At 63.7% G+C, this 20,554-nt stretch carries 22 protein-coding genes; 9 read left to right on the forward strand and 13 right to left on the reverse strand.

What is annotated here, in order from left to right; genetic code table 11:
• Positions 1-98: 98 nt before the first annotated feature.
• Together BW940_RS14790 and BW940_RS14795 are read right to left on the reverse strand one after the other, a co-directional pair.
• Positions 99-1,628 (reverse strand): TrkH family potassium uptake protein, encoded by a 1,530-nt coding sequence (locus BW940_RS14790; RefSeq protein ID WP_076609983.1) that lies wholly within the window; start codon positions 1,626-1,628, stop codon positions 99-101.
• A 97-nt stretch (positions 1,629-1,725) separates the two neighbouring features.
• Positions 1,726-1,995, reverse strand: coding sequence for a hypothetical protein (locus BW940_RS14795; protein WP_076610036.1), 270 nt, complete (start codon positions 1,993-1,995; stop codon positions 1,726-1,728).
• 288 nt (positions 1,996-2,283) lie between these two features.
• Here BW940_RS14795 and hisB point away from each other — a divergent pair, with 288 nt between their 5' ends.
• The gene (gene hisB, locus BW940_RS14800) at positions 2,284-2,871 is read left to right on the forward strand and encodes an imidazoleglycerol-phosphate dehydratase HisB (RefSeq protein WP_076609984.1); all 588 of its coding nucleotides are present in this window, start codon (positions 2,284-2,286) and stop codon (positions 2,869-2,871) included.
• On the opposite strand, the gene BW940_RS14805 is transcribed toward hisB, so the two are convergent.
• Entirely contained in the window at positions 2,872-3,606 is a 735-nt protein-coding gene (locus BW940_RS14805) for a hypothetical protein (protein WP_076609985.1), read from the reverse strand. It lies immediately after the preceding gene.
• A 158-nt stretch (positions 3,607-3,764) separates the two neighbouring features.
• Between BW940_RS14805 and BW940_RS14810 the strand changes: the two genes are divergently transcribed.
• Positions 3,765-4,268, forward strand: a complete 504-nt coding sequence (locus BW940_RS14810; RefSeq protein WP_076609986.1) for an amino acid-binding protein — start codon at positions 3,765-3,767, stop codon at positions 4,266-4,268.
• A gap of 3 nt (positions 4,269-4,271) precedes the next feature.
• Here the strand turns inward: BW940_RS14810 and BW940_RS14815 are convergent, their stop codons facing one another.
• Positions 4,272-4,673, reverse strand: a complete 402-nt coding sequence (locus BW940_RS14815; protein WP_076609987.1) for a DUF7522 family protein — start codon at positions 4,671-4,673, stop codon at positions 4,272-4,274.
• Between the two features lie 208 nt (positions 4,674-4,881).
• Here BW940_RS14815 and BW940_RS14820 point away from each other — a divergent pair, with 208 nt between their 5' ends.
• A complete protein-coding gene (locus BW940_RS14820; protein ID WP_076609988.1) occupies positions 4,882-5,502 on the forward strand; it encodes an IMPACT family protein in 621 nt (206 codons plus the stop codon).
• Positions 5,503-5,522: 20 nt separating this feature from the next.
• Here the strand turns inward: BW940_RS14820 and BW940_RS14825 are convergent, their stop codons facing one another.
• From BW940_RS14825 to BW940_RS14840, 4 genes are all read right to left on the reverse strand, one after another.
• Entirely contained in the window at positions 5,523-6,383 is an 861-nt protein-coding gene (locus BW940_RS14825; RefSeq protein WP_076609989.1) for a hypothetical protein, read from the reverse strand.
• Positions 6,384-6,526: 143 nt separating this feature from the next.
• Positions 6,527-9,229: a TRAP transporter permease gene (locus BW940_RS14830; RefSeq protein ID WP_076609990.1), complete on the reverse strand. Its 2,703-nt coding sequence runs from the start codon at positions 9,227-9,229 to the stop codon at positions 6,527-6,529.
• A 9-nt stretch (positions 9,230-9,238) separates the two neighbouring features.
• On the reverse strand, positions 9,239-9,769 hold the full coding sequence (locus BW940_RS14835; protein WP_076609991.1) for a DUF1850 domain-containing protein: 531 nt from the start codon (positions 9,767-9,769) through the stop codon (positions 9,239-9,241).
• A 33-nt stretch (positions 9,770-9,802) separates the two neighbouring features.
• The gene (locus BW940_RS14840; RefSeq protein WP_076609992.1) at positions 9,803-10,756 is read right to left on the reverse strand and encodes a TAXI family TRAP transporter solute-binding subunit; all 954 of its coding nucleotides are present in this window, start codon (positions 10,754-10,756) and stop codon (positions 9,803-9,805) included.
• 427 nt (positions 10,757-11,183) lie between these two features.
• Between BW940_RS14840 and BW940_RS14845 the strand changes: the two genes are divergently transcribed.
• Positions 11,184-11,384, forward strand: coding sequence for a YgaP family membrane protein (locus BW940_RS14845; RefSeq protein WP_076609993.1), 201 nt, complete (start codon positions 11,184-11,186; stop codon positions 11,382-11,384).
• 91 nt (positions 11,385-11,475) lie between these two features.
• Here the strand turns inward: BW940_RS14845 and BW940_RS14850 are convergent, their stop codons facing one another.
• From BW940_RS14850 to upp, 3 genes are all read right to left on the reverse strand, one after another.
• The gene (locus BW940_RS14850) at positions 11,476-11,877 is read right to left on the reverse strand and encodes a hypothetical protein (RefSeq protein ID WP_076609994.1); all 402 of its coding nucleotides are present in this window, start codon (positions 11,875-11,877) and stop codon (positions 11,476-11,478) included.
• A gap of 221 nt (positions 11,878-12,098) precedes the next feature.
• Entirely contained in the window at positions 12,099-12,473 is a 375-nt protein-coding gene (locus tag BW940_RS14855) for a cupin domain-containing protein (protein ID WP_076609995.1), read from the reverse strand.
• A gap of 77 nt (positions 12,474-12,550) precedes the next feature.
• Positions 12,551-13,228 (reverse strand): uracil phosphoribosyltransferase, encoded by a 678-nt coding sequence (upp, locus tag BW940_RS14860; RefSeq protein ID WP_006065462.1) that lies wholly within the window; start codon positions 13,226-13,228, stop codon positions 12,551-12,553.
• Between the two features lie 216 nt (positions 13,229-13,444).
• Between upp and BW940_RS14865 the strand changes: the two genes are divergently transcribed.
• The 3 genes from BW940_RS14865 to BW940_RS14875 all read left to right on the forward strand — a co-directional run bounded on the left by BW940_RS14865 (position 13,445) and on the right by BW940_RS14875 (position 16,257).
• Positions 13,445-14,167, forward strand: a complete 723-nt coding sequence (locus BW940_RS14865; protein ID WP_076609996.1) for a DUF5828 family protein — start codon at positions 13,445-13,447, stop codon at positions 14,165-14,167.
• A 100-nt stretch (positions 14,168-14,267) separates the two neighbouring features.
• Entirely contained in the window at positions 14,268-15,458 is a 1,191-nt protein-coding gene (locus BW940_RS14870) for an inorganic phosphate transporter (RefSeq protein ID WP_076609997.1), read from the forward strand.
• 70 nt (positions 15,459-15,528) lie between these two features.
• Complete coding sequence (locus BW940_RS14875; RefSeq protein WP_076609998.1) at positions 15,529-16,257, forward strand: hypothetical protein; 729 nt, start codon at positions 15,529-15,531, stop codon at positions 16,255-16,257.
• A 21-nt stretch (positions 16,258-16,278) separates the two neighbouring features.
• On the opposite strand, the gene BW940_RS14880 is transcribed toward BW940_RS14875, so the two are convergent.
• On the reverse strand, positions 16,279-17,859 hold the full coding sequence (locus BW940_RS14880; RefSeq protein ID WP_076609999.1) for a tryptophan--tRNA ligase: 1,581 nt from the start codon (positions 17,857-17,859) through the stop codon (positions 16,279-16,281).
• A gap of 112 nt (positions 17,860-17,971) precedes the next feature.
• Between BW940_RS14880 and BW940_RS14885 the strand changes: the two genes are divergently transcribed.
• Positions 17,972-18,373, forward strand: a complete 402-nt coding sequence (locus BW940_RS14885; protein ID WP_076610000.1) for a methylated-DNA--[protein]-cysteine S-methyltransferase — start codon at positions 17,972-17,974, stop codon at positions 18,371-18,373.
• A 53-nt stretch (positions 18,374-18,426) separates the two neighbouring features.
• The gene (locus BW940_RS14890; protein WP_076610001.1) at positions 18,427-19,356 is read left to right on the forward strand and encodes an ornithine cyclodeaminase family protein; all 930 of its coding nucleotides are present in this window, start codon (positions 18,427-18,429) and stop codon (positions 19,354-19,356) included.
• A 28-nt stretch (positions 19,357-19,384) separates the two neighbouring features.
• Here BW940_RS14890 and BW940_RS14895 read toward each other — a convergent pair whose 3' ends face one another.
• Positions 19,385-20,536, reverse strand: coding sequence for an FtsZ/tubulin family protein (locus BW940_RS14895; RefSeq protein ID WP_076610002.1), 1,152 nt, complete (start codon positions 20,534-20,536; stop codon positions 19,385-19,387).
• Positions 20,537-20,554 lie beyond the last annotated feature (18 nt).

Raw genomic sequence — 20,554 nt, forward strand, 5'->3', positions numbered from 1 at the left:
CTATCTCGTGCTACAGTTTTAAAAAGTGAGGTCTTTTCGGTCGCCAGTTGAAACCGGATCTGCGCCCTCGAGCCGCCCTGTGCGTATGGTTTTCACACTCATGATTTCCAGAACGCTGGCGTCAAAAGGACGAGCACGGGGATGATCTCGATGCGGCCGACCCACATCATGACAACCATGACGGCGCGCGTGGTGGTCGGGAAGCCGGCGTAGTTGTCCATCGGGCCGGCCATCCCGAACGCGGGGCCGATGTTGAGGAAGATCGAGGCGGCGGCTCCGAGCGCTTCGAACTCCGTGACGGCTGTGCCGGCGCGGGCGGCGTCGACGACGACGAAAATCGTCAGCAGGAAGAAGATCATGATCGCCAGCAGGACGTAGGCGTAGATGTCTCGAACCGTCTCCTCGTCGACTACGGTGTCACCCAGGCGCAGCGGCCGAACCGCCTCCGGGTGGATCGACGTAAACAGGTTGCGCCGGAACGCCTTGAGCGTGACCAGCCAGCGGAGGGACTTGATCGAGCAGGTCGTCGAGCCGGCCATCCCGCCGATGAACATGCTGAGAAACAGCATGTGTGTCGCGCCCGGTGACCAGAGCGAGAAGTCAGTCGAGGCGTAGCCCGTCGTCGTCACCATCGAGACCACGTTGAACAGCGCGTGTCTCATCGTCGGCTCGAGACCCGTACTGATCTCCGAATCGACCCAGAGGACCGCCGCAACGATCGCGCTAAAGCCTGCGAGGATACTGATGTAGAACCGGAACTCCTCGGATTCGAAGGGGTGGCGGAACTCCCCCTGTGTGATATAATACAGCAGGACGAAGTTGGTCGCCCCGAGAATCATGAAGGGGATGACAGCCCACTGGACGATCGGGGTGAACGCCCCGACGCTTTCCGGTTCCGGTGAGAAGCCGGCAGTCGCAACACTGGTCAACGCGTGTGAGACGGCGTTGAAAAAGTCCATGTTGGGGGCCAACCCGAGCAGGTGAAGCGCATAGAAGGTCGCCGTCGCGAGTATCGTCAGGCCGACGTACAACCCCCAGATGAGTCGGGCCGTCTCGTCGATATGCGGGCGGAGTTTGCGGACGTTTCTGGTCTGGCTTTCGGTCTCCATGAGCTGGGCCCCACCGACCATCAGGTTCGACAGCAGGCCGATGGCGACGATCAGGATTCCGAGTCCGCCGAGCCACTGGAGGAGCTGTCGCCAGAGCAAGATCGAACGCGGCTGATTGGTGAAGTCCCAGCCGCTCATCACCGTCGCACCGGTCGTCGTCAGGCCGCTCATGCTCTCGAAGACGGCGTTGACCAACCCGCCGACCGAGACGGTAAACGCGGAGTTCGGATCGCTCCCGACACCCGCAAGCGCGAACGGAATCGCGCCGATGACACCGACGCCGAGCCACGTCACGGCCACCATCAGGAACGCCTCGCGTTGCTCAAGGTCTCGATCGTCGCTCAATCGCTCGAGTGCGACGCCGACGACAATTGTCGTTGCGACTGCAGCGACGAACGGGAGTGGAGCGTCACCGTCGAGGATCGCCAGGACGAGCGGTACCGCAAGCGGGACGGCGAGCCATTTCAGGACCGTCCCGGCGAGGCTACAACTCGAGCGCCAGTCGACGCGAATCGTCATCGAATACCCCTACCTGTGACTGGAAGGGCATTAATCCGTTCGAAAATCAGAGGCCCGAAGCGGCCATTCGAGGACCGTCGTCTGTCGCCGCTGATTCTCACTCACCGTACCCGTGACCGATGTAGAGCGCGAAGACGTTGAGGGCGAGCAACAGGAGGAAGGTGAGCGTGACTTGCGGATCGCCAAGCCCCCGTGTGAGAAGCGGGAGATAGACGAACGGAAGGGCGATTGCGATCCAAAACGACAGAAACTGCGTTGGTTCTTTCAGCGAGCAAACAACTCTGCGAGCGCACTGCTCTTGGTCCCGGTCCGCTTCCGGGCTGGACGGCGCGACCGAGTCGTTCGAAAGCGGCGTGTGATTGGACATCGATTCTGGTCTCCTCTCGTACTCACACCACTCGTTCCAGACGTCATATAACGGGTCGAATATTGGCTCCGTTTCGGTCCGTTTCAGCCCCTTCAAGACACTCGAGACGACGTTTCGAAACGGCTCGAGAAGCTTGGAGAAATTTTATACACGATTTTAAGACAGTATCCATACCTGACTGAATACCTTGCTCACGGGATCGTCCCGCCCCGCTCCGGTCGTCGGTTCACGCCTCGAGCCGTGGCGACGAGCGCAATCGCCTTGTACCGGCGGCGATACCGATCCGACATGAGCGAGCGAACCGCGACAATCACGCGCGAGACGGCCGAGACGTCGATCGAGTGTACGGTCGCGATCGACGGCCACGGCGATGCCGACGTCGATACCGGGATCGGCTTTTTCGATCACATGCTGACGGCGTTTGCCAAACACGGACTGTTCGACCTCGAGGTCGACTGCGATGGCGACCTCGAGATCGACGACCACCACACGGTCGAGGACGTCGCCATCGTCCTCGGAGACGCGCTCGACGAGGCGCTTGGCGATCGGTCGGGTATCGTCCGCTATGCCGACCGAAAGGTCCCACTGGACGAGGCCGTCGCCGGTGCCGTCGTCGACGTCAGCGGCCGGCCCCGGTTCTACTTCGACGGCGAGTTCTCACAGGCGCAGATCGGCGAGTTCACGAGCGACATGGCCCGTCACTTCGGGGAATCGCTGGCGATGCACGCCGGGCTGACGGTTCATCTCGAGGTCAGCGGCGAGAACGCCCACCACGAGGTCGAGGCGCTGTTCAAAACGCTCGCGCGGACGCTCGATGACGCGACGCGGGTCGACGACCGACGGACGGGCACGCCGAGTACGAAAGGCACGCTGTAGCTACGGCCGTTGCAGTTCACCGCGGCGTTCGACGAACTCCTCCGTCTCGAGGGCGTGGTCGATGATCGCGTCGACTTCGTGGGACTCGAGGTCGTAGGCCCCGGCGGCCAGCCCTTCGACGGCACTGCGCTGCATGGGGAACTCCCGGTTTTGCAGCAAGCGGATGACCTTGCCGTACCCCTTCGGGGGGCGACTGCCGGTGGTTTTGCTCGGTGACGCCCCGATTGTGCTGTCGCTCGCACCGGTGTCGTCCGTCGACTCGTTCGTTTCGTCTTCAGCCACCGCCTCGCTGTTGTCGTCCGTTCCGGTGGATTCGAACGTGATCCCCTCCTCGAGTCTCGGTGTGGCTCGTGCGTCGGCGTCGGTGGCTTCGGCGTCCGAACTCGTCGTGTCCGGGCTGGATGTGGACGTGTGGTTCTGGACTGAGCTAGCTGCAGTGGCGACAGCTCCGGGTTCGGCGTCGACCGCCTCGGGTTCACCGTCCTCGTCACGCCCGCTCGCTTGTGACGGCTGGTCGTCACTGTGATCTACAGCCGTGTCGGCCCCCGGGACATCACGGTCGCTGTCGAGACGGGCAAAAAGCGGCTCGAGGACTCCCTCGAGTCGAGCTTTGCAGTCGGGACAGAGCACGACACGACGCTGTTCGGTGTCCGTCGGCTCGAGTTCGGGTGGGATAACCTCGAAGGTGCCGGCGGCATCGTCGCCACAGAAGTCACAGGTTCGGAGTGCGCGCATAGGCAATGTACTGGCTGGTCCCTCAAAAACAGTCCGTCAGACGGACTGTCCGCCATCCACGACCGAGTCACGCCCGGTCGTCGCCGCTACGCGAATCGAACCATCGCTGTGGCCGATCACCGACAATTATACGATAGCCCGCATACGTTGGACAACGAATGTTCGACGAGATTATGGACAAATTCGAGGGATCGCCGAGCCAGCAGGCCGTGATTCGGCTCTTACTCGAGCGTGGGTTCTCGGTCAACGACGACGGCCGCGTCGTCTCGGGTGGGATTGAAATTCCGAACACGGGGATCGCCCGCGAGATCGGCGTCGACCGACGAGTCGTCGACTCGACGACGGACGTCATTCTCGAGGATCCCGAACTGCGGCGGATCTTTCAGAACATCTCGCAGGTGCCGAGTCTGATGGATCTCGCCCCGGTGCTCGATCTGACGGTGCTCACGATCACGCCCGCCGACGCCGAACGAAAGGGGATCGTCGCGGGAATCACTGGCACGCTGGCCGATCACGACATCTCGATTCGCCAGACGATCAGCGAGGACCCGGAGTTCACCGACGAACCGCGCCTCTACTTGATCACGGATCAGGAACTCCCCGGTGAGGTGATCACCGCGATTCGCGACCTCGAGTTCGTCCGGAAGATCGAGATTCAGTAGCGATTACGCCGACGGCGCGACGTCGTCTGCGAACTCCTCGAGGACCACCTCGAGTGCGCTCGTGAGTTCCTCGAATCGCTCCATCGACATGGGGTCGGTCGTTACCCAGACGCCGTGGGGGCCACGGATTACCCGCGAGAGATAGCCGTTCTCGAACATGCGAATCGTGGCCTGGTACTCGCCGAGTTGGGTGTTTCGATACGCCGACTGGGCGTGAAAGCCGAGCCGTTCGTGGTCGGCGAACCCGACCAGATCGGCCGTTCGATCGAGATCAGACCGGAGATACACCTGTGTGACGTCGTCGTCGGTGAAGTAGGTGATACTGCGCAGTTCGTCGCCGACGGTCGTTCGACAGACGCTGCCCAGTTCGTCCGCGAGCGTTGGGTCGATCGGCTCGTCTCCCATACGGATTGATAGCACACTCCATGCTAATAACGTACTGATCGCCGTAGTTTTGGCCGCCATCGTTTAACGCAATCGACACTCGAGATCGTCTTCGAGCCCGCTTGATGGGGACCGATGGGCTCTTTTCGGCCGCGACCGCAGTGCCCGCCATGAGCAAGCGACAGCGATGGGGGCGCCGTCACGCTCGAGACCGACGGGGTGAGGACGGGTGAGCCGAACCTACCGGACCGTCGCGGAGCCGGCCACCGCGGAGTTCGTCGTGCAGGGCTCGGAGTTTCTCGGCCACATCCGCCCCGTCGACTCCGTCGCGGCCGCCGAGTCGTTCATCGACGCCGTCAGCGAGGAGTACGCCGACGCGACTCACAACGTCCCTGCCTACCGGGTGCGGACCGGCGACGAGGGCGACCCCGACAGCCAGTTCCTCCGGGAGTACTCGAGCGACGAGGGCGAACCCTCCGGCTCGGCGGGCAAACCCGCGCTGAACGTCCTCACCCAGCAGGACATCGAGAACATTGCCGTCGTCGTCACACGCTACTACGGCGGGACGAACCTCGGCGTCGGCGGGCTCGTCCGGGCGTACTCGAAGGCCGTGAAAGACGCCGTCGAGGCGGCGGGCGTCGTCGAGCAGCGCCCCCACGAGCGCGTTGCGATCACCGTCGCCTACGACGACTCAGGAACGGTGCGCGGCATCGTCGAGAGCGAGGGGTACGAGTTCGAGGCCGACTATCAGGCCGACGTCTCCTTCGACGTGCGGGTGCCACTTGAGGAAGCCGACGCGTTCCGGGACCGCCTCCGGAGTGCGACAAGCGGGCGCGTCGACCTTGAGTGAGCCGGTGCGTCTCCGGCGGCCTACGACGCCTCCTGCGCTGCCAGCCGTCGATCGATCGCCTCGAGGAACGCGTCCGGATCCTCGAGTTCGCCGCGGCCGAAGCGAACGTCGCGGAGCCGGCGGTCGACGACGACGTCGCCGCGTTGCATGCGCACGTGGTTGATCTCGTCCCAGCAGACGAGCGACCGGGTGTACGGTCGTCGTTTGACGAGTCCTGCGTCGTAAAATCGGATCTCGGTGCGGTCGACACCGGGCCCGATCTGCCACCGGCCGTCGACGAGACAGTTTCCGACCCAGAGCCCGCCGAGGCTCACCCACAAAAGCGCTTGCAGCCAGTTGCCGACGACAGCGTTGCCCGCCGCCAAGAGCAGATACAGGCCGACGAGAATCCCGTCCGTTTTCAGCGAGCCGGGTGGCTCCCACGCCCATGTGGCATCGGGGTCGCCGTCGATGGCCCGACCGACGTACCGGTTTTCGGCCAGTTGCGAGAGCATGTGCCCCGTCACGAACACGAGGATCGCCGACGGGAGCGCCACGGCGTCGACGTACGACTCGAGGCCAGCGAGCCACGCGCCGACGACGACCAACCCCAGCGGCACGACGGGGCCGACGAGCGCGAGTCGTCGAGCGAACGTGCGACCGAGACGGGTCGGGAGCTGTCGATCGACGCTCGCAAGCGCGAGTCCACCGCCGGCGCCGCCGACGAAGCCGCCCGCGTACGTCGTGGCGAGGACGGTCGGCGAGTCACTCGCCAGCGCGGCGGCTGTCGTCACGACGCCCGCGAGGAGCGCCCCGCCGTAGACGGCGGCGACAAGCTGGAACGCGACGTCCGGTGCGTCGTCACGTCCGTCGATCGAATCCGCTGCGTTACTGACGGCCACTACCGGACAATCGCCGTGCTCGAGTCATAATAGTTGCTCAATGCGGTGTCTCGAACCGGTGGTTGACGGCTGGCGGTCATGTCTGATACTCGAAGACGAACTAGCTGGCGCAAAAAACGGACGAGCGGAGACTGGCGACGGTCTCAGGCGTCGCCCGCAGTCGGGGAGGTGACAGCGGACTCGGCCGTCTCATCGCGTTTCCCACCCTTCCGTGCGCGCGAGCGGTTGCTGTAGCTCAGGCCGGCGAGCAACACCAGCCCGACGGCGCGAAGCGGGAAGGTCACCGCGAAGGTGGTCAGCGAGAGGTTGACTCCGGCGACGGCCGCCAGCCCTTCGACGACGAGCAAGAGCAGTTCCGGCACCATCAACAACACCGAGGCGAGCGAGTAGGCGATCCGCTCGACGGACGAAACGCTCGAGTACTGGTGTCCGATGATCGTCACGCCGAGGGCGTAGACGCCGAGGAACATCCCGACGACGGGGATCACGACTGCGGGGAGGAAGAAGCCGAGGTCGGTAACGTCGGCCCAGCCGATGACGTTCCAGCCCTCCGTTCCCTGTCGGAGCATGAGGATGCCGGGCGAGAAGACGAACGCAAACGGCACCAGGATCTTGTTCAGCGAGAGCAAGAACGCGGTGATCGCCGTCTTGAGTTCGTCGGCCTTGGCGACGCCAGCGCCAGCGAACGCCGCGACGGCGACCGGCGGCGTGACGTCGGCCATGAGCCCGAAGTAGAGGATAAAGAGGTGGCCGGCCAGCACCGCGATGCCGACGTCTCGAATCGGCGTCTCGAGCATCGCGACGAGGATGATATACATCGCGGTCGTCGGCATCCCCATGCCGAAGATGATCGCGGCGAAGCCAGTCAACACGAGCAGGATCAGGGTCGACCCGCCGCTGACGGCGTTGATGAGCGCCGCGAGGTTGGGCCCAAGGCCGGAGACGCTGATGACCCCCGGCACGACGCCGGCGGCGGCGACGGCGACGACGACAGTTGTCGCGGTTCGCGCGCCGGATTCCATCGATTTGCCGATGAACATCGCGTACCGGTAGGCTCGGTTTGAGGCCAGTTTCGGCCGCCCGATTGTCGTCGCGGTCCGCGTGGCGGCCGTCTCGACGTCGTCTTGGAACTCGAGCAGCGGCGCGTCACCGTGCGGTCGAGCGAGCAAGAACGCGACGCTGACGAGGATCACGATCGTTCCGAGATCCGACACCGCTGCGGTCGCGGCCGCACCAATCGTGTACGCGTCGGCGGCCGTGCCAGCGCCGGCGAGCGTCTGCAGTGCCGAGACGAGGCCGCCGCCGGCGACCGCGTAGGCTGCGGTCTGTGCTAGATACAGCGCCCCGATCGTGCCGAACAGCGGGACACGCGTTCGGTCGTTGTAAGCGGCGACGACAGCGAGCAAGGCGACAACGGCGACGATCGTATACCAGCCGGCCCGATTGATCGAGAATCGGGCAATGACGAGGAAGTACAACAGGAGGACGATCGGGAGCAGATAGAACCAGCCGGACCGAAGTTCCGCGATCGGATTCGGGAGGTCATCTTTCGAGAGGCCGCCGATACTACCCCGAACGGCTTCGAAGTGGACCATGATCCACATCCCGAAGAAGAAGGCAATCGCGGGCAGCGTCGCGGCGATGATGACGTCCCCGTAGGCCGTCCCCGTGAACTCGACGATGAGGAACGCAGCGGCCCCCATTACCGGCGGGAGCATCTGGCCGCCGGATGACGACGACGACTCGACGGCCCCGGAGAACTCGGGGGAGTACCCGGCTCGCTTCATCAGCGGGATCGTGAACGCGCCCGTCGTGACGGTGTTCGCGATCGACGATCCGGAGAGCATCCCCATGAAGCCACTCGAGACGACGCTCGCTTTGGCCGGGCCGCCGCGTTTCGTCCCGGTTAGCGAGTACGCGAGATCGATGAACCACTTACCCGCGCCGCTCATCTCGAGGAACGCCCCGAAGAGGATGAAGATGTAGATGAAACGAACGCTGACGGTGACGGGCGTGCTCATCATCCCCGCTTCCGTGATGTACCAGAGGTTGTAGACGATGTTCCCCCAGCTTTCGGGCTGGATCGCCAGCGCCCCGATGGCCGAATCGCTCGGGATAACATACCCCCAGCGAGCGTAGACGATGAACGACGCGATCAGCGACATGAGCACGATGCCGAGCGTTCGTCGGGTCGCCTCGAGTACCAGCAGGATGCCGACGATGCCGAGCAGGTAGCCATAGGAGACGCCGTCGAGCGGAATTCCGACCGCAGCGAGGGTCGTCACGACCGGCTCGAGCGTCGGGTAGAGCTCGTGGATCGGACGGACGCCCTGAATGCCGAAAAGGGACATTCGCTGGATCTCGTCGTACTCGGTGACGGTGTAATAGACGGGAAGCAACGAGAGACCGATAAGCACGACGTCGAGCGGTGTCACCCGACGAAGGTCCCGATCGACCGCCGCCCAGCGAACGCCGTCGCCGAGTCGCTCGACGACGCTGGTTACCGCACTCTCCGTTCCGAATCGGTCACGGACGGCGGCCTCGAGTGCGCCGAGCCGTCTGGCGACGAAGCCGTCGCCCCGACTCGCCGGGAACAACAGGAGCGCAAGCACCAGCGCGAACGTTACGTGGATCGTGTTGACTTGCAGTTGCTGGAGCGATCCGAACGGGCCGAACTGATAGCTTTGGGCGGCGATCCAGAGCTGAAACGCCGAGAACCCAATCGCGATCAGCGCGACGAGCGCAGCGATAGTGCCGCGGTGGGTTCGACTCCGCTCGATCTCCTGTAATACGTCGTCCTGTTCGTCGTCCGAGAGGGTCTCCGTCTCGCGGTTGTCTACGCTCATAGCTAGCAATCAATGAATCAGTTGTGAGGACCGATCGTCGACCTGGAGGTCCAGCGGCAACTGGCCCGGGAGTCGCTGCTCGGTCACCGAAATGACGACCGAGCCATCGGTCATTGCGACCAGATCGTGTCGCTCGTCGTCGACGACGAGCTCGTGACCGGGAACGGGCCGCGGTGCGACGACGACGTCGTCGTAGGATTCGTTTATCCAGAGCTCGAATCCGTCCCCGTCCGCAGTCCGCGTGATATTTTCGTCCGTCGGTAATCCAGCGCCGTGTGAGTGGAAGACCGTCCGCTCCATGCGAAGCGTTGGGCCGTCCACGACGTAGATATCATCGACCGGCGTTTTCTCGACGCTGTGTGTGTAGGTGAGGGTTACGTTCGTGCCGTCGTCGACCGGTTCTTCGAGCAGCGTCTCCCCGGAGTCGGCGTCGGTGACGACGAGCGTCTGCTCCGGCGGGACCGCAGCGAGGACGACTCCAGTTGCTATCAGAACGGCGACAACGACGACGACAACGTATCGGTGAATCGGGAAATGCACGACTGTGAACTGTCGGCTGTGCCGAGCCGATGGTTAGTTGAAGTACGCTTCTGCACCGGGGTGGAGGTCGATCGGCATCCCGTCCTGTGCCGTCTCAACGTCGATGAACTCCGTTTTCCGCGACACGTCGTCGAGGTTCTCGAAGATCGCTTCCGTCACCGCTTCGACGACGTCCTCGTCGACACCCTCGTGTGTGGCGATCATCGCCTGCACCGAGACCGTTTCGACGTCTTCTTCGACACCGTCGTAGCTGTCTGCCGGAATCGTGTCCTCGGCGAACCACTCGGCTTCGCCCATGACTGCGTCGCGCGTGTCGCCGCTGATCTCGACCAGCGAGATGTCGTTGGTCGTCGCGAGGTTCTCGACGGAGCCGGCGGGCCAGCCCGCGACGACGAACGCAGCGTCGATGTCGCCGTCACTGATCTGGTCGGTCGCCGTATCGAAGTCGGCGTTCTGTTCGTCGAAGTCGCCCTCGCTGATGCCAGCGGACTCGAGGATCTGCAGGGCGTTGACCTGCGTGCCGCTGCCGGCGTCGCCGGTGTTGACCGTCTGTCCCTCGAGGTCGTCGATCGTCTCGATGCCCGAGTCGGCCTGCGTGATGACGTGGATCGTCTCGGGGTACAGCGACGCGACCCCGCGGAGGTTCGTCATCTCGGTGCCCTGAAGCTCCTCGATGCCGGTGCCAGTGTACGCGAAGTGGGCGACGTCGTTTTGAATCAGCGCGAAGTCGGCTTCCTCGCGGTTGAGACTCCCGACGTTTGCGGTACTTGCGCCGGTCGACTGGACCTGCAGCGAGTAATCCGTCTCCGCGTCGACGATCGTCTTGAAGTCACCGGACAGCGGGTAGTAGGTCCCGCCCTGACCGCCGGCGTGCCACGAAAGCTGGTTGCTGTTGTCACCGTCGCCACCGAGACAGCCGGCCAGCCCGGCGAGTCCCGCGGCACCGCTCAGTGCGATGAAATTCCGCCTCTTCATATGTCCAACCATACTCGTTTTTATCTATAGTCTGTTAATAGCTGCTTCGATCTCCCTTATCATTGTGAACAATTCACTGTTTTCATCTGAAATATGCTTGTTCACTCACGAGTCAATGAACTATCGTATTCGGATACCCGTCCGCCCCTTCAAGTCGCGCTACGGCCTCATATCGTCCCAACAGAACGAATTTGCACACCCATTGCATAGCCGGTATGCGATAGCGTCTACATTGACGTTCGGTGACTGCGAAACCGTCGTTCCATGGACACCGCGTTCGCGAAAATCCGGTAGCCGATGGCGGTCGGAAAGGTCCGTTTCGGTTGGACTCGAACGCTGTCCAACCGGCTGTAACCGCCGCTGGATCCGAGTTCGACCGGAAACGAGGGGGTTCGGGTGCGGGGAAACCACTACAATCGCGCCACTCGTGTGAACGTGTATGGACAAGAACGTCGGTGGATTCGATCGCATGCTGCGAATCGGCCTCGGAATCGTGCTGCTGGTGGTTGGCTACCGGAATCGAGACCGAACGGGTGGAACGCTCGCGTTCATCGCCGGCAGTGATATTATCGGGACCGCGATCATCCAGCGCTGTCCAGTGAACGCGCTCGTCGGGCTCGATACCTCGAGTACCAATTGATAACGAGCACCGCCCGTGGGTCAGCGCTGCCAGCTATCGGTAGTCGAGATTAGGGTTGTCGACCAGCATCTTACACAGCGATCAGTACAAGTCATGCAGATATCAGGGTGTCCATCGAACTTTCAAGCCACTGGGAAACTCTTTCTCGGTAGACTGCTTCGGGGTCAAGAGCTACGCAGTGAACCGTCCAGCAGTCACCCCGCTCAATGCCGATCTTGTAATCGTTCCGACAGTTCGTATTGGGTCCCTGCCTTCCGTCAGGGCCACAACAGTCACAGGAGACGTCCTTATCTAGTGTCGTTTCGACCATGCCCTCCGGATTTAGCAGGGGCCAGCCGTCTGCCCCCGGAACGGGGTTATCATCAGGATTCTCTAAATAGAATCCCTCCGGTAGGTAATCCGGCTCACCAGCGCCCAATTTTGCGAGCTCTATCCCGCTTTCTCTCTCGTTGAGTAGTGTCTCGTCAGTGAGCTTGGTTACCAGCTGAGTCACAGCTGCACCACATTCCTGTCACCGATAGACGGTCATGATTCTAGTTTGAACCTACCTGATGATATATATTTGTCCGATTCTTGCTTGTCTCCTACCCGGCGGAGAGAGAAGTTGTCCTATCTGGTAGATTGACCAACAGTACATCCGCACGTGTAATGAATGGATCCGGTAGCGTGGTCCCACCTCGAGGCACCATCCTGAACCCGTCCGCCCACTGATTACTACTCGTCGGGCTCGTATGCGACCGCGTCGTCGGACGGCGGTGCACCGATTGCGATGACTTCGACCGCTTCGTCGGCACTGTCGGGATTGTACGCTCGATGGGGTGCTTCGGTATCGGCTGCGAACACCTCGCCCTCGAGCACCTCGAACTCGCCGTCGGGCGTCTCGACGTGCAACGTGCCCGAGACCACGACGAACGCTTCCTCTTGATGCTCGTGGTAGTGATACGCCAGTGGAAGCTGTTCGCCCGGCTCGGCGCGGAAGCGGTTAATCGCGACGGTCGTCAGCCCCGCCGCCTCGCTCAGCCGGCGCAGCTCACAGGGTCGGTCTTCGACTGGCTCGAGGTCGTCGGGATCGACGACGCGGTAGTTCATACCGGCGAGTCACGGCCGACCGATAAAAAGGCGACGGCACCTCGAGTGCGCGCAAGTCAGACGGACAGCCGACCGTCTCAGGTCGTTCGGAACGCTCGGTCGCCAGCGTCGCCCAGTCCGGGGACGATGAAGCCGTTGTCGTCGAGTCGGTCGTCGATCGAGACCGTCAACAGGTCGGCTTCGGGATGTTCCTCACCGACACGGAGCAGCCCTTCGGGTGCCGACACCGCAGAGAGGACGATCAGGTTCTCGGGTTCGGGCGAGTTCTCGATGACGTGCTCAAGGACGGTACACATCGTACTCCCGGTTGCGAGCATCGGGTCGGCAATGATGACGGTGTCGTCCTCGGTGATCTCGGGCAGTTTCACGTAGTCGACGGTGATCGGGAACGAGCCGTCCTCGTCGCGGCCCGCCTCCTCGTCGCGGCTCGCGCTGATGACGCCCTGTCGGGCACGGGGGAACGCCTTCAGCAGGCCTTCGACAAAGGGCGTCGCCGCGCGCAAGACGTTGATAATCACGACGTCATCGAGGCCGCGGACGCGCTCGCCCATCGTCGGCTCGAGGGGCGTCTCGATCTCGACGTACTCGGTTTCCATCCGGCCGTCGATAATCTCGTAGCCACTGATGCGGCCGAGTTTGACCAGCCCCTTCCGGAAACTGACCTGCTCGGTCTCGACGTCCCGAAGCCGTGAGAGCGTGTCTTTTGCCAGTGCGTGGGTAATGAGATGTGCGTTGTCCCGGTCTTCGATCGGCATACCCGTAAGGGCAGTCGCCGGATAGTTCACGTTATCGATCAGCGCCCGCTGTGTGAACGTGTTCTCACTCTCAGTCTCCATGACGGTCGAGGTGACGCTCGAGACTGCCCCAGAACCGCACCATCGACCGATGCTCGAGCGATCACACGCGCCGATGCAGTCGCTCGCCAGCGAAGAAGTTTATACCAGTCCACCTCCTACCACTCGGCCAGCCGAATGGAAGAGAGCATTTCGGGATTCAAGGTTCGCGGTGACTGGGGCGACGTCGTCGAGCACGGTGAACGGATCACGCGTGCGCTCCGAGACGCGGGGGTCCATGATCCAGCGCAGGATTATGGCGCCCGCCTTACCCGCGCGTTCAACGATTGGGAGGAGTGGCGGCCGAAAGCCCACGAGACCCTCGAGTCGGACGTCAGCGAGAAGACGGCCGACCAGGCAAGCGTCGAGGAGGGCAAAGGTGAGAAAGCCGGAAAAAACCCGGACGAAGACATCAAGACCGCCGGCGAAAAGCTCTCGGAGTCCTACGAGCAACTCGAGGAAGACGACGCCGGGGCTGCGATGGACAACTGGAAGGAGTCGATCGACTACGTCGCGCGGGCGGCCGACTCCGCCGGGCGCAAGGCCTTACGCCGGGTCGAGGACACGGTTTACCAGAACGTGATGACCCAGCTCGCGCCGTACTACTTCGACAACGAACTCATCAGCGCCAACATTCAACAGTCGACTCGCGGCGTCGATAACGGCGAGCAGTTCGTCTTCGAGGTCAACATCAACGACGACGCCCTCAAAGACGACGTCTCCGACCGACTCGCCGAGATGGACGAGGAGATCGACCGCTGGCACGTCGAAGTCGAAAAAGACACCGACGCAGCCGAAGCGATCGAGGGTGCGGAACCGCCGCCGGAGCCCGAGGACAACTCGAAGTCGACGACGAACTGATCGACGGACTGCGACCGATCGCTACGACGCATATTTGCGCCTGAACTGGCAATCGAAGGTCGGCACACACTTGTAGGGCTAGCTGGAAAGGGCGGGATAGATGGTCGAGCTCGTGACGATCGGGACGTTTCTGGTGGCTGCACTGGCCAGTCTCTTTATGGCCTGGGCGATCGGTGCTGGCTCGAGCGGATCGACGCCGTTTGCGCCGGCAGTCGGTGCGAACGCGATCTCGGTAATGCGAGCCGGGTTTCTCGTCGGAATTCTTGGCTTTTCTGGGGCCGTTTTGCAGGGGGCAAACGTCTCGGAAGCCGTCGGTGCTGACCTGATCGGCGGCGTGACGCTGTCGCCGATGGCGGCGACGATCGCACTCATTATTGCGGCCGGACTGGTCGCGACCGGCGTCTTCGCCGGGTATCCGATCGCGACTGCCTTTACCGTCACCGGCGCGGTCATCGGTGTCGGACTCGCAATGGGCGGGGACCCAGCGTGGGCGAAATACCAGGAAATCGCCACGCTCTGGGTTCTGACACCGTTTGTCGGCGGTGGACTCGCCTACGGAATCGCTCGCCTGCTGCGGAGTAAACCGATCCGCGAATCGACGCTGATCATGATCTGTGCAGCGCTGATCGGCGTCATCGTCGCCAACATCGAGTTCGCGATCCTCGGCTCGGGAGCTGGCGGGGCCTCGATCGCCCAGGCCGCGAGTGGCTGGCTGCCTGGCTCGGACCTCGCCGGTACCGCCGCCGTAACGGGCATTATCGCGGCGCTCTGGGCAGGGATGATCGGCTTCGATCTCCGGGGCAACATTGAACGCGGCGAGCGCCACTTTTTGCTCATCCTCGGTGGATTGGTCGCATTTTCGGCGGGTGGGAGCCAGGTCGGTCTGGCAGTCGGCCCGCTGATCCCGCTGTCGGGTGACGTCGGTCTTCCCCTCATCGCGTTGCTCGTCGGTGGCGGCTTCGGGCTCCTGTTGGGGTCGTGGACCGGCGCGCCGCGGATGATCAAGGCGATCTCACAGGACTACTCCTCGCTCGGGCCACGCCGGTCGATCGCTGCGCTCATCCCCTCGTTTATGATCGCACAGACGGCCGTGCTTTACGGCATTCCGGTTTCGTTCAACGAGATTATCGTCAGCGCGATCATCGGCAGTGGGTACGCCGCAGCCGGCGCTGGCGGCGGCGTCAGCGCCCGGAAAATGGGGTACACTGTTCTTGCATGGATTGGCTCGCTCGCCGGCTCGGTCATCGTTTCCTACGTCGGCTTTACCGTGATCGCAGCCGTACTGGGGTAGCCGTTCCCAAGCGTTGAGTGGGTTTGTTCGACATCGAACAGGCTTTACACCGTGCGTCGTGAGTCAATCTATGGACGAGGACGCCGTGGATTCACCCGACTCCGAAATGATCCAGTGGCGACGCGACGCCTCGACGTCTCGAACCGTTCGTCTCCTGTGGTCGTTCGGTGTCGGCACGTTCTTCGCCGCGATCGGAATCATCGTCTTCTGGCGACTGTACGATCTTGCCAGCCAGATCGGGACCGGATCGATCGTCATCGCCTTCTTCGCCGCACTCGTCGTGACCGTGTTCGCCTTCGCCGCGACCAGCAACACCGACCAACGAGTCGCAGCCCTCTCTCGTCGGCTGCCGGTCGACCTGCCAACGGGGCCGGGGCTCCAGCGCGCGGCAGACGCAGCCCTCGGAACCATCGCGATGATAGCCATCATTGGCGCGCTGATGATCGTTGGTCGAATCGTCTCCCAACGGGAGCTATTAGCGGTCGGTGCCGGTCCGTTTACCGGGCTGGCCGCGTTATCGATCCCGCTCGCGCTTCTCGCGCTTGCCCTCGCCTCGTTTCTGCGCTCCGTCGGCGCACTCGACCGCGAGGAGCGGACGATCTATCTCTACGAACCGGAGCAGGCAATCGATCTCGAGTTGATCGAGGGGATCTCTGCGCGCCGACTCGGCGACACCACGATCCTGACACTCGAGTACGCCCAGCCGGACGGTCAGTACGTCGCCGGCCCGCGGCGGCTCATCGTTCCGCCGAACGTCGCTCACGAACTGCAGTCACTCGTCGAGAAGAGCGCCGCCTAATCACGAAAACCGCCGCCCCTGTTATTGTCGCCGCGGCGACTCGAGTTCGATCTCGGCCGCCTCGAGCAGGTCCGCCACGTCCTCGCGTTTCTCTTGATGCTCCTCGAGGAATTCCTTCATCAACTGCGCCGCTTGCTCCTTACAGTCGCCACAGAGTCGCTCGCCCCCGACACACTCGTCGTAGACGCGTTTGGCGAACTCGTCGTCGTCACCGGCGAGCAGGTAGGCGTACAGCTCGTAGACGGGACACTCGTCGGCTTTCCCGCCTTTTTCGCGCTGTTCTGCGGCCGTCTCGCGACCGCCCGTGGTCGCCGATTTCACCTTGTTGTAGCCGTCTTCGGGGTCGTCGAGCAGGGAGATGTGGCTCGCTGGAATCGAGGAGGACATTTTGCCGCCGGTCAACCCGGTCATGAATCGGTGATAGATCGACGACGGCGGGCGGAAGCCGTAGCCGCCGGTGTCGACTTCGACCTGTCGGGCGAGTTCTTCGGCCTCGTCGCGGTCGATCTCGAAGGCGTCGATATGGTTCTCGTAGACGCGTTTTTCGCCGTCGATGGCGTCGATCAGCGCATCGAACGCTTCTTCGGTCGCCCGTCGGTCGGAAAACCGGGTCCGTGGCCGAATCGGCTCCATCCCGGCCTCGGTCAGCTTCGTCAGCACCGAACGCAGGACGTCCGCGGCGATGCCGAGTTCCGACAGTGGTGCCTCCTCGAGCGCCTCGGCGACGTGCACACAGCGCAGCGTGTCGTCGTCGAACTCGGCGGGCTCGAGTCGCTCGTGGAACTCCGCGACGAGGTCGCGTTCGACGGGCTCGAGTTCGAAGCTGGCGTAGGCCTCCGAGACCTTGAAAAAGCGCATCCGTTCGGCGAGGTCTCGAGCCAGCCGAACATGGGGGTCCTGGTCCGGGCCGACGGGGATCACAGTCGGCTTGGGCTCCTCGAGTTGCGGATAGAGGATGTCGGCCATCTGGGTGACGACCGACTGCATGTGCGAGACGTCGGTCTCGCCGTCGAAGCCGTAGATTGCCTGGAGCTCCGAGAAGTTGGCCTCAGCACCGAGTTCGAACGCGAGATCCTGCACCTCTCGGTTTGCCGACTGGCGGTAGAGTTCGCCCGCTTCGGGGTCGAAGCCGAGTGCCAACAGCGAGAGGAGATAGTTGCGTGCGTGCTCGTCGATCTCATCCCAGCTCATCCCGCGGGCAGAGTTGGCCTCTAAGTCGGCGATCAGCGCGTAGGCGTCGGCCCCCTGCTGTTGGTGCCAGATGATCTCGTCGAAGACGAGTTTGTGGCCGATGTGGGGATCGCCGGTCGGCATAAAGCCCGAGAGGACCGCCGCGGGCTCGTCGTTTTGCAGTGCCCGTGCGACGGGTCGGTAATCTCGGTGGCCGAAGATGACGCCGCGGCGCATCAGATAGTGGGGGTTCGGAACCTCCTCGAGCACCGCGTCGAACTCCTCGATACCGAACTCCTCGAACAGCTTCCGGTAGTCGGAGACGCTCGAGGATCCCCAGGGATCGAGCGCAACGTCATCAGCACCTGCAGCGCCGCCGTCGGGCAACGGTTCCCCCTGCTCTGACTCCTCGAGTTGATCGTCTCCGGTCATTACTGACTGCTTTGGCGCGCCAGCGCGCAAAAGGCTTCGGCTTCGCTGCGAGATCGACTCTCGCCAGCCGCGCCGAGAGCGTAAAGCACCTGGCCGACGAACGATGCGACCGATGCAGATTCGATTGTTCGGCCACGAACGCGAGATCGACGACTCGAGGACCGACGCAGCGCCGGCGACGATCGACGAGCAACTCGGCGAGTACGAAGCCGGTGAGCGGACGGCGTTCGATCTCGAGATCGAGTATCCGGACGACTTCACGGGGGCCGTCATGCAGGCGATGATGCGTATTCCCGCCGGCGAGACACGAACGTACGGCGACATCGCAGCTGCCCTCGAAACGGCCCCGGTCGCTGTCGGCCAGGCCTGCGGTCGAAACCCCGTCCCCGTGATCGTCCCCTGTCACCGAGTCGTCGGCGTCGATTCGCTCACCGGCTACGGCGGCGGGCTGGACCTGAAACGGCAACTGCTCGAGCACGAGGGGGCGGCGATTCCCGGCTCGTCGGAGTCCTGACCCGCTCGAACCCCTGTCAAACTGTTATACCGTTCCTGTGTGAGTGGTCGACTATGGCTGGTTTCCCCATCCTGACGGACGATGCCGTCTACGCGCAGTTCAACTACGAGACCGTCGTCGACGCGATGCGTGACGCATTCGCCGAACGCGCCGCGGGAACGCTCGAGGCCCCGCCGCGCTGGTACGTCAACGCCGGCGCGGGCGAGCTGGTGTTCACCGTCGGAGCCGCAACCGGCCCGACGAACGCGTCCGGATTCCGCGTCTACGGCAACTATCCCGACACTGGCGACGAACAGACGCAACTGGTGGCGGTCTTCGACGCGACCAGCGGCGCGTTCGAGGGCCTGCTCGTCGGCCACGCTACCGGTGGCCTGCGAACCGGCGGGATCGGCGGCGTCGCAATCGACGCGCTCGCTCCCGCCGACAGCGCAACACTCGGGGTTCTCGGCAGCGGCTTCCAGGCCCGAACGCAGGTCGGCGCGGCCTGTGCAGTCCGCGAGTTCGAGGAGGTACTGGTCTACAGCCCGACGGTCGAGAGCCGGACGACGTTCGCGGAGACGGTCGGCGAGGACGTCGACCTGCCGGTTCGGGCGGTCGACGATTCCAAATCCGTCGTCCACGCGGCCGACGTGCTGGTCTGTGCGACCAACAGCGAGACTCCCGTCTTCGATCCCGCCTGGCTCGAGCCCGGTATGCACGTGACGACGATCGGCCCGCGGTTCGAAGACGCCCACGAACTCCCGCTCGAGGTGGTCGACCGCGCCGACGTCATCGCCACCGACTCGCTGCCGCAAGTCGACGACTACGACCGCTCGTACATCGCCTCCGGCACGGACCGCGAGCGGATGGTCGAACTCGCCACCGTGCTCGAAACGCCCGACTTGGGGCGGACATCCGACGACGAGGTCACGCTGTTTTGCTCGGTCGGGCTGGCCGGGACGGAGGTCGTCCTCGGGCGGCGGTTCCTCGAGGAGTTCGTCTAAGCGGGTCGTGGCTGCGTAGCCGTTAGTTTCAGTCAGCCAGCGCCCGCAGCTCCTCGAGTCGTCCTGACTCGACGCCGGCCAGTACGACCGCGGCGAAGACCGTCTCGCCGTTGGATCGCGGTGCGTCCCCGCCCAGCACGCCGGTGCCGCCGACGGTCGACTGGAGCGTCCGGCGGCCCTCGGCGATCGCCTGCCGGTTGAGCCAGGCTGGCGGCCCACCGACGATCAGCAGGCCGCGCTCGGCCGTCTCGGGGTCGCACTCCAAAGAGAGTTTTCCGCGAATCCCCTTACGAACGACGGTCTCGACGGCGCTGACGGCCTCGCTCGTCTCGACCTCTCGCTCCGTCGGCAGGAGGCCGAGGCCGAACCGTGAACTGGTCGTCTCGACCGCCTGCTCGCCATAGCCGAGGCTGACGACGGCCGACTCGGTACCGAGGATCCGCTCGATGTCGCTTGCATCGATGACGTTCTGCGCGACAGCCCCAGTCGACTCGCCGTCACCGCCGGCGAAGATGGCTGCGACTCGAGTCGCCAGCTCGCGGTTAGACCGATTCCTCGCGTCTGCGACCGTCTCGCCGGGCCGAAGCCACGTCTCGTTGTCGAACAGCATGATCGCGCTCGCGACGCCCTCGAGGGCCTCGAGTGTCCGGATCGCGTGCGACGCGGCGGCCGGCCGCGGTGGCTCATCGCTTTCGGTGGTCGCGGTCATCCCCGCGTGTGGCCCGCGGTCGGCCGCCACAACGTCGGGATCGAACTCCCGGTCGGCCGGCAGCGTCGCGAGGACGTACACCGGCGCGTCGACGGCCCGCTGAAGTGCGGCGACCAGCGCGGGTGCCGTCGGCCCGCCGGTCGTGCCGCCGAGGCCGACCGTAACGAGAACGGCGTCGGGAGCCGTCGACCCGCTTCGTTCGCGTACCGCGAGGAGGTCGTCGACGACGTTCTGGCCGCTTTCGAAGCCCTGCTCGAGGTCGCCCTCGAGCCCAGCCGATTCCTCGAGGGCAGTCCCCTGTCCGTACTTGGCACGGTGTGACTCCGGGATGACGGTTCCCTGGAGGGACGCTTCGTCCGTATCGAACGCGAAGACGTCAGTGAGAAACGGGTGATCCGCCGGCTCTGCGGCCCGAATCGCGTCGGCGAGTCGACAGCCCGCGCCGCCGAGTCCGACTACCTCGAGTTGCATGCTGGAATCCTCGTTCGT

The organism is Natronorubrum thiooxidans (genome assembly GCF_900156475.1).
Lineage (GTDB): Archaea > Halobacteriota > Halobacteria > Halobacteriales > Natrialbaceae > Natronorubrum > Natronorubrum thiooxidans.